Here is a 9118-nt window from a genome sequence, read left to right on the forward strand (position 1 = left end):
CGGATTTAAAATGAGGTTATGTCCTTTTTATTTCAATGACTTAAAAAGTTGAGATTGGCGTATAAATAGCTGTTTTAAATACGGTAAAAGCGTTTGGCATTGTCATAAAACACCGGTTTTAAGGCCTGTGCATCATAGTCATGCACAATATCGCTAAAGGCATCAATGATATTGACCAGACTGGTACTGACCCGATCCATGGGGAAATTGGAGGCAAACATGGTTCGATCTTTTCCAAAGCATTGTAGGGCATGCTGAATCAGTGGAGTTGCATATTCCATCAGCTCTGCTTTAGAAGCTAAACGCCGTTGTTGATGAAATGTGTGACCGAGCACTGGCATAAATAGTGCTGAGATTTTGGTATAAACATTGGGACATTCGGCCAGCTTAGCGAGATTATCTTTCCAGTGCTCCAAAATATTTTGTCTTTCTTTTGCTGTTTTGCCCGTACCTTTACCGACTTTTCCAAATATTCCCACCGGTGTACCGAGATGATCTAGCACAATCGGCGTTTCAGGAAAAGTTTTGGCAAGTTGGATCACATCTGCAAGCTGGGTAGAGTAGACCCAGGCATCAAAACTCAGTCCGGCTTTGGCCAGATGCTCAAATCCTTTTAGGAATTTTTTATTCAGGTATAAATGCGGTTCATCTGCCCAGGCATGCACGCCTCTGTCAGGATGGAAGGGTGCCATTTTACGGATACCACGCAACTTTGGTGAAGCTTGCTGATGTAATTGCAGCAACTTTTTAAAGTCTCTACGCCGTGGATCCGCAGTGGCCACAATAGCACCCAGTTCAAGACCCTGTTCCTCAAAAGGCAAGCCTGCCACAAATCTGGTTTCATTGACGACACCAGCACCTTTCTGTTCATGCCAGCTGGCTTCAATATGCACCACTTGTTCGACCTGATAATCGCCGATATCCCATTTGTAGTTTTTAGGTAGGTACGGTGCTGTGATGTGCTCTGTCAGGCCTACGGTGTCAACGATTGGTTTGGGATTGAAAAGGCGTACCATGCGATCCAACAGGCGCGGGTGCTTGCCAAACAGTTTGACTGCCAGTGCAGCCGCATGCGGGGTGTGGTAAGGATCCCATTGATGGATATGCGGATCAATAATTGGAAAGTCCAGCTGCATGACGGTCTCTTTTTATTGGCGTTGTTATTGGAATTATTCTTTTAGAGTTATGAAATAAAAAGAGATGGACGTCAATACAGAAAGATTAAGCAAAGTTATCTGCTATTCAACAGGCATGAAAAAAGCCCCGAAGGGCTTCATATTAATGATCGTGGTTGTGATCATGTTTATGCTTGTTGGCATGAAACTCTTCGTTGCGACGGAAACGCAGATAGTTCTCAAACTGATCACAGTATTCGTCATAGTTGTCTTCCAGCATCAACTGGAACTGCTGAAGAATATAGGACATGACTTGATCCTTGGCTTCGCGCATTTCATTGCCATCTTTGAAGTTGTTGGCAGCTACCCAGGTATTAAAACGGGCAGTGGCGAACAGCATGGAAGCGCTAACCTGACCGCGTTTTTCGCTTGGGCTTTCCTGTGAGCCTTTTTCCACACGGCTAAACTCGTTGGCCTGCTTGATAAATTCATCAGCACGTTCAAAGAATGCAGCATTTAACGCTTCTTCTTCGGTTACATCGGTCGCTTCAATCTTTTGAACCATGAATTTTTCCTGACACTCAATCTGAATGGTTCATTATAGGCAAAGCCTTGCAGAAACTAAACCTTTGCCTTAATCTAAAAATAGCCTAAGCATAAAATGTGATTCCCATGCAAGATGCAATTGCTGTACAAAGCCTGAAAAGTGACATCGCCTTATTGCGACAAAACATCTGGCCGCCAGTGAATCTGGCCAATGTGGAAGGACTGCCGATCTATTACGGCAGCAAGTCACAGGTGGAAGATTATTACCGCCAGTGGAGTGGGTTAATAGAACGGGCGCAGGATCTGTTTCAGCCTTTCATGGAAGATGAAGTGCTGGATGCGGTACATCTGCCGAGCCATTTAAATTTGCCGTTGTTCTATTTCCATGTGGATCGGATCCGGATCAATAAAACCCGGGCCAAAGAGTCAAAAACCTTTCGTGGCATTGCCAGTCTGCTGGAAAAATGCGGCCAGTTTGAACCGGAACAGGTTCAGGCGATGCAGCGCTGGCTGGACAGTGATGAAACGGCAGCCTTGGTGGCACATCGGGAATTTGTTGATTTGCGTACTTATGTGTTCCAGCATGGGCAGAGTGAATATACCCGAACCCGGTTTTATGTGAATGGCATCGTACTGAGTGTAGAACAGCATTTTGAACTGGTAGATGCCCGTGACAAGCCCCGTAAGCAGCGCAGTGATAGTTATAGTGATCCACTCGCGGATAATAATACCTGGAAAGTCTACGGCAAATATCGTTAGATTTTAATCCGTTTATTTATTCCAAAAGGGTTGAACTTTAGCAAAATCCTGTAGCTCAGCCTGAATTTCTTTTTGTAGTCGCTTCTGTTCGGCACGTAGCCAGCCCAGTACAAACCAGGCTTTGGGTTTCTGTTTGGCATAAGGTTCATACAGGCTTTCCGCGACATTCAGGTCATTATAATGTCCCAGACTTTCCTGCAAGGGCTTTAAGGCTTTCAGGTAACTTTTTACCTGTTTGGGTGGAAACAGACCTTGCAGAAATTCGATGTTATAGCGCAGGCGTTTGACACGTTTACGGGTTCGATGCTGATCTTCAATATCCAGTTCACAGAATTGTTCGGCATCGGCACAAATCTGTTTATGTAGCTTGCTCAGACGCTTAAATAGTATCTGAATATCTGCAGATATTTTTTTAGGCTCTGCCTGGCTATAACGCAACAGGTCCAGAAACAGATAATTGGTTTCCGGCTGTCGGAATAACTGACTGACATCAAGCTCTTTTTCTGTTGCAGGTGGTAGCTCCACCATTGGTGATCCGGCAGCTTCCAGTTGTGGTAACAGGCTTTCAGCAAGTGCATCCCGATCTCGTGTCGTGCCCAATTGCTGGAACAGATCAGGTAGCTGTTCAACCCAAACTGGCGGAATATCCAGTTCATCGACATTAAAAAATCTTAAGGCACTGCGCAGACGCCGGATCGCAACGCGGGCCTGATGGATATGTTCACTATCATAACGCTCGGCAGCCAGCGCCGTCGCATTCGGTAGTAAATGTTCCAAAGTATTACGGATAATTTTCTGCAGCATTACGTGCAGGCTGTCATCTTCACTTAGCTCTAGTGGCAGCTGATGCTGGGCAGGGGTAATACTGCTGCCTTCTACCAAAGAATACCCACGATCTGACTTGCTACGGCTGTCTAGCCATAGCTCATAACGTTCAATCCACGGCTGGACAAATTCAGTCAGTTCATTCAGTTGTCCTTCCTTCAGCTCAAATTCCAGCTCATACACGGCCGTAAATTCGCTGCCATGCCGGATTTCACCCTGATCAAAGGCGATTTCAATGGTGCTATTTTTATATTTTTCAGTATGAATGGAACGCTGCACTTCAGTTTCAAATTGCAGGATTAAAGATTCTTTAAGTGAGCCAAGCGCTTCTTTGAGCAGTTCCCGAATTTCTGGGTGATCTTTGTAGCAGGAAAGCTCACATTGTTCTGGCTGGGTCTCTCCGAGTTCAATCTCAAATTCCAGTCGTTCAAAAGGCGGCTTTGAAGGGGATTTAATGATTTGCCGCCATAGTCCATTTTCCTGACGCTGGCGTAGTGCAATGCTATGTCCATGTAGCCTTAAATCTTCGGTATCAAAATAGCGTGCCCACAGATGCTGGCGTTCTGGTGTCAGTGCAGCAAAGTCCTTCTGCAATTGTGCATGCATGTGTGAAGGGACCTGAAACTTGAGCTCAATTTCTGACATCACAGCGTTCCTCTAAAGGCTTCTATCCTGACTATAGCTTTAAATCGAGCGATAACACTGAAGCAAATGGCTAGCTCTTTGTTGTGATTAGGTGAGTATGTTTTAACAGAGATGATAGCACTTCAGCGAAGCAGAATTGTGACAAAATTTATTGCAGACATAAAAAAGCCCAGAATGAATCTGAGCTTTTACAATGCTGAAAAATGAACAGGTTATTTGATCAGTTTACGACTGACCAGGAACTGTTCTGTCGCTTCCAGTAAACGCTGTGCATAGACTTCCTGTTTAGCCGTCAGCCAACCCAACACAAACCAGTCACTGGCTTCTAGCTCGGTTTGCTGGATATACGAGGCAGAGGAGGCCAAGGTTTGATATTCGGTGGCAGCTAGCTGGGCATCATTCAGTGCCTTGCTGTATTTCTGCAGGTTTTTCACATCGTAAATAGAGGTCAGGATCGGGAAGCTAAACTTGAGTTCCTGAATCCGGCTAGCCAGATGATCCAGCTGTTCAAAGTCATGTACTTCAGTCTGATTCATCTGTTCCTGCAGGACTTTGTATTGCTGCTGCAAGGTCGCCTGTGCCGCACTTCTTAAATCCTGCGACTGCTTGGCATCATCAGTTAGGGTAAAGATCAGAAGTTCCAGATAGTGATGTACATTCAGGGTAGATTTAACCAGATTGATCAGCTTTTCTTTGGCATAAAGAATATCTTTGCTCAGGTTTTCTGCCGTGGTTGGATTCTGCAGGAAAGCTGCCAGCGTACTTTGCATATGCTGTAAATGTTGCAGGTGCTCAAATTGTTTCTTGAAGGCTTCCAGCTGATGTGCCCATTTGTCCGAAATGCCGGAATGCCAGTCTTTAAACAGTAAGACACTTAAGTACAGATGATCCAGTGCCTTTTGTGCCTGATCAATATGTTCCTGTTCTGTGACTTGTGCCGAGATTGCGGCGATATTTGGCAAGAGGTGCTGCATCTGCTGGGCAATCAGGTTGCACAGCGCTTTGCCAGCACTGTCTTTTTTGCTGAGCTGGAAATCTTTGGCCTGTACCGCGGGACTGACTTTTTGACCAGTTGCCAGCAGATTACCGATTTCTGCTTTGCTGCGGACATCCAGCCACAGCTGATATTTCTTGACCCATTCAAAGCTAAAGGCTAGCAGTTGCTCAACCGAACCGCTTTTCAGTTCGAATTCGACCTCATGCACTTCCTGTTCTGCATCCAGGGTACGAATAGCACCGACATCCAGTGCAACTTCAATTTCAGTGCCTTCGTGTTCTATCACACGCAAGGTACGGGAAATGTCAGTTTCAAATTGCAGCTTGAGCTGATCCAGTTGATTGCCGAGCGCATTGTTTAGAATTTTCTGTGCTTCTGGGGCATTGGCATAAATGCTGAGATCCAGCTCAGGTGCCTGTTCCAGTTCACCTAAATCATAGTTATGTTCAAAGCGTTCAATGTGGCTTTTACCTGCCGCTTTTAGGGTTTGTACCCAGCGAGTGCCTTCAAGACGTTGACGTAGCGCCACGCCGCTTTTAGACAGTAGGCGGTCTTCAGTATCGTAATATTTGGCTTGTAGTTGAATCTGTTGTGATTTTTTCGGATCAAGCGCTTTGAGTAATGCATTGCGACGCGCTGCAGGAATCTGAAATTTAAGTTCAACTTCAACCATGAGTAATGTCCTGTTTATACTGCCTATAAAACATAGACAGCGCTGTTAATGCCAAGTCGAGGAAAAGAAAAAATTCCTGAACACAGCCAGCCTATTTTTAGATTTTTAAGGTCAAGATTGTAACCAAAATCATTTTTTTAGTAAGACTTGACCGGGCAGAAAAGTCGTGAAGCGATTTAAGCCGATGAATTTTATAGTGGCTTAAACAGTTGAAAGCCGGGATGATTCAAATGAAAAGCATTTTAATGCACTGAAATTCAGACAAAAAATCATACTTTTAATTGCCGAAAATATGCGCTAATGTGGACTAAAAAATATCAGGAAGATGTTATATGAATGCACTTGTAGAAGCTCAGAAGGATCAGTTGCCAGCAGTTCGCCAGCCAATGCCGATCCGTGATTATCATGAATTCTATCGATTTTACCTGACCGAGCACCGCAATATCATGAGCCGCCGTTTACATATTGCCGGCAGTAGCATTGGGCTGTATTTCTTTGGTAAAGCCATTCTGCAACGCAAGCCAAAATATTTCCTGTATGGTCTGGCTTCGGGTTATGCCTGTGCCTGGATTGGGCATTTTATGTTTGAGAAGAACAAGCCCGCCAGCTTTAAACAGCCAATCTACAGCTTTATTTCGGACTGGCGTATGTTTGCCGATGTACTGCGTGGCAATATCAGTCTGATTAGTCGCGATCAGGATAAAATTCCAAGCTAGACCATTTTTTGCACCAAAAGTGAACTGCGGGTCAGCAGAAACTACACGAAATGACTTGCAAGCTTAGAGTTAATATTCTATTAATTATAGGGTGTTGTCTTCAAAGCCCTTTTTAATCGTGAATGCAACTCGAAAAATACTCAGTTTTCCAAGCCTGGAGCGACCTTCTCCGGGCTTTTTTTATGGGCTTTGTATATATTGGAATGTAAGAAAGCCCATCATTGACAGGCTTTCTTACCGGCAAACTTGAATTGCCATTTTTAAATTGACTCTTTCCGGACTTTCTACGTTTCCCCACGAACGATGTTACGGAAGGGGAAAGAGTCAAAAAGGTAAACTCATTTTTGAGTTAAACTTTGTAATTTTGTGTTATTGATTTATTTTTAACCTAGTTTTGTGCAAATAAACATCCCTGGAACTGAATAGTTTTTAATCTATTTGTAAAATAATATTTTTAAATTTAGCTGATTTCACAATTTGCTAATTTTGTGTAAATCGCTTCACGTATCTGGAATTCGCTGATTGCATAACAACGAGACGCCAAGTACTTGATTCCGGTATTGGGCAGAGGGCTATTGATAAAAAATTAAAATGTCTTGGAAATACAATCGCTGCAATGCGTGATTTTGCTCATAAAATGAGTTGCTTAAAGAAGTGGATTATTTGCTGAAAATACACAGGGAAAAGGCTGCCTAAGGTGCCGGTTATGCCTATAATAGACCCATGTATTTTAAGTGGCGGTAATCATGCGCGGTTTATATTTAATTACCAATGATGATCCTTTAGAACTTTTATTGGCCAAGCTGGAAGGTGCGATGGCCAATGGTGGTATTTCAGTGCTGCAATACCGTCGTAAAAAAGTGGCGAAAGAAGATCAGATTTATGAAATCGAATACATGAAAGCCATGTGTGCTGAATATCGTGTACCGTTCGTGATTAATGATGATCTTGAAATGGCGGTTAAATACGGCGTAGGTGTGCATCTGGGCCAGGATGATGGTTCGATTCAAGAAGCAGTTGCACGTTTGCCTAAAAATGTGCTGATTGGCCGTAGCTGCAATAATTCGCTTGAACTGGCGGAGCAGGCCATTGCTGATGGTGCTAACTATGTGGCATTCGGTGCGATTTATGCCACTGCGTCTAAACCAGAAGCTGGTAATATCGGTCTGCAAACTTTAAAACTTGCCAAAGAAAAACTGAATGTGCCAATTTGTGCCATTGGGGGTTTAACGGTTGAAAACTCCAAAGAAGTGATTGAATGTGGTGCAGATTACTGCGCAGTGATCAGTGATGTATTGGGCCGTCCAATGAATGCCATTCCAGAGCGTCTGGATGAATGGGCTGCACTATTTAAATCTACAGTGGCTGCATAAAACCTTATTACTTTATTTTTAATTTTTAGTTGGATACCTCTATGAGCTTATCTCCAAAGCAAGAACAACTGTTCAAACAAGCCAGCAAACATATTCCAGGTGGGGTGAATTCACCGGTTCGTGCCTTTAATGGCGTGGGCGGTACACCGATTTTTATCGAGAAAGCACAAGGTGCCTATTTGTACGATGTGGATGGCAAGCGTTATGTGGACTATGTGGGTTCATGGGGGCCAATGATTCTGGGTCATGCACATCCAGCGATTATTAAAGCGGTTCAGGATGCTGCGGTTGACGGCTTAAGTTTTGGTGCACCAACCGTACATGAAACTACACTGGCAGACATTATTTGCGAAATCATGCCATCGATTGAACTGGTGCGTATGACTAACTCTGGTACTGAAGCCACCATGACGGCGATCCGTCTGGCACGTGGTTATACTGGTCGTGACAAGATTGTGAAATTTGAAGGCTGTTACCACGGCCATTCTGATTCACTATTGGTTAAAGCCGGCTCAGGTTTGCTGACCAAAGGTGAAGGTGAGGCGACTTCTGCAGGCGTTCCAGCAGATTTCGCAAAACATACGCTGACCCTGCCATACAATGACATTGAAATGCTGAAAGAATGTTTTGCTAAATTCGGTTCAGAAATTGCTGGTGTAATTGTCGAGCCAGTGGCAGGTAACATGAATCTGGTGAAACCAATTGATGGTTTCCTGCAAACCATTCGTCAGTTGTGTGATGAGCACGGTTCAGTATTTATCATTGATGAGGTGATGACTGGTTTCCGTGTCGGTCTGGGCGGTGCTCAGGCACATTATGGTGTAACACCTGACCTGACCACTTTAGGTAAAATTATTGGCGCAGGTCTGCCAGTCGGTGCTTTCGGTGGTAAACGTGAAATCATGGAATGTATTGCACCACTAGGTAATGTATATCAGGCAGGTACATTGTCTGGTAACCCACTGGCGATGCGTGCTGGTATTGAAATGTTTAAATACCTGCGAGAACCAGGTTTTTATGAAAATCTGACCGCGAAACTGGAAAAACTGCTGGCAGGCTTACAGGCTGCTGCTGATCAGGCGGGTATCCCATTCCGCACCCAGCAAGTCGGTGGTATGTTCGGTCTTTACTTTACTGATCAGCAAGAAATTACAGGTTTTGACTCCATCCTGAAATGTGATGTTGCTGCTTTCCGTACGTTCTTCCACGGTATGTTGAAACGTGGTGTGAATCTGGCACCTTCTGCATTTGAAGCTGGTTTCTTCTCTGCAGCGCATAGCGATGAAGATATTGAGTTTACGATTAAAGCTGCTAAAGAAACTTTTGCGGAAATGAAAGGTTAATACAACCTCTCCCTAACCCTCTCCTAAAAGGCATAGGTATCTACACAATTTCCATGTTTTGCGTTAAATTGAAGAGCATGCTCTTCAATTTTAACATCTCTCGCTTAGATCAGCGCCTTGTCAAAC

8 protein-coding genes are annotated in these 9118 nt (G+C 44.1%); 4 read left to right on the forward strand and 4 right to left on the reverse strand.

The genetic code is table 11. The features are described from left to right. Window positions 1–74 precede the first annotated feature (74 nt). Both GW12_RS02965 and GW12_RS02970 read right to left on the reverse strand, forming a co-directional pair. Window positions 75–1136, reverse strand: a complete 1062-nt coding sequence (locus GW12_RS02965; protein WP_034583201.1) for an amidohydrolase — start codon at window positions 1134–1136, stop codon at window positions 75–77. A gap of 142 nt (window positions 1137–1278) precedes the next feature. Further along, complete coding sequence (locus tag GW12_RS02970; protein ID WP_034583203.1) at window positions 1279–1680, reverse strand: DUF3144 domain-containing protein; 402 nt, start codon at window positions 1678–1680, stop codon at window positions 1279–1281. A 107-nt stretch (window positions 1681–1787) separates the two neighbouring features. On the opposite strand from GW12_RS02970, the gene GW12_RS02975 reads away from it, so the two are divergent. Beyond that, window positions 1788–2420 carry a hypothetical protein gene (locus GW12_RS02975; RefSeq protein WP_034583205.1) on the forward strand — a complete coding sequence of 211 codons (633 nt, stop codon included), beginning with the start codon at window positions 1788–1790 and terminating at the stop codon, window positions 2418–2420. A gap of 12 nt (window positions 2421–2432) precedes the next feature. On the opposite strand, the gene GW12_RS02980 is transcribed toward GW12_RS02975, so the two are convergent. Beyond that, complete coding sequence (locus GW12_RS02980; RefSeq protein ID WP_034583207.1) at window positions 2433–3890, reverse strand: CHAD domain-containing protein; 1458 nt, start codon at window positions 3888–3890, stop codon at window positions 2433–2435. A 212-nt stretch (window positions 3891–4102) separates the two neighbouring features. Then, window positions 4103–5560 (reverse strand): inorganic triphosphatase, encoded by a 1458-nt coding sequence (locus tag GW12_RS02985; protein WP_034583209.1) that lies wholly within the window; start codon window positions 5558–5560, stop codon window positions 4103–4105. A gap of 332 nt (window positions 5561–5892) precedes the next feature. On the opposite strand from GW12_RS02985, the gene GW12_RS02990 reads away from it, so the two are divergent. The 3 genes from GW12_RS02990 to hemL all read left to right on the forward strand — a co-directional run bounded on the left by GW12_RS02990 (window position 5893) and on the right by hemL (window position 8992). After that, complete coding sequence (locus GW12_RS02990) at window positions 5893–6276, forward strand: DUF962 domain-containing protein (RefSeq protein WP_034583211.1); 384 nt, start codon at window positions 5893–5895, stop codon at window positions 6274–6276. Between the two features lie 746 nt (window positions 6277–7022). Beyond that, window positions 7023–7649: a thiamine phosphate synthase gene (gene thiE / locus GW12_RS02995; RefSeq protein WP_034583213.1), complete on the forward strand. Its 627-nt coding sequence runs from the start codon at window positions 7023–7025 to the stop codon at window positions 7647–7649. A gap of 41 nt (window positions 7650–7690) precedes the next feature. Continuing rightward, window positions 7691–8992, forward strand: coding sequence for a glutamate-1-semialdehyde 2,1-aminomutase (gene hemL / locus GW12_RS03000; protein ID WP_034583215.1), 1302 nt, complete (start codon window positions 7691–7693; stop codon window positions 8990–8992). Window positions 8993–9118: the final 126 nt, after the last annotated feature.

Source organism: Acinetobacter sp. HR7, from assembly GCF_000773685.1.
Lineage (GTDB): Bacteria > Pseudomonadota > Gammaproteobacteria > Pseudomonadales > Moraxellaceae > Acinetobacter > Acinetobacter thermotolerans.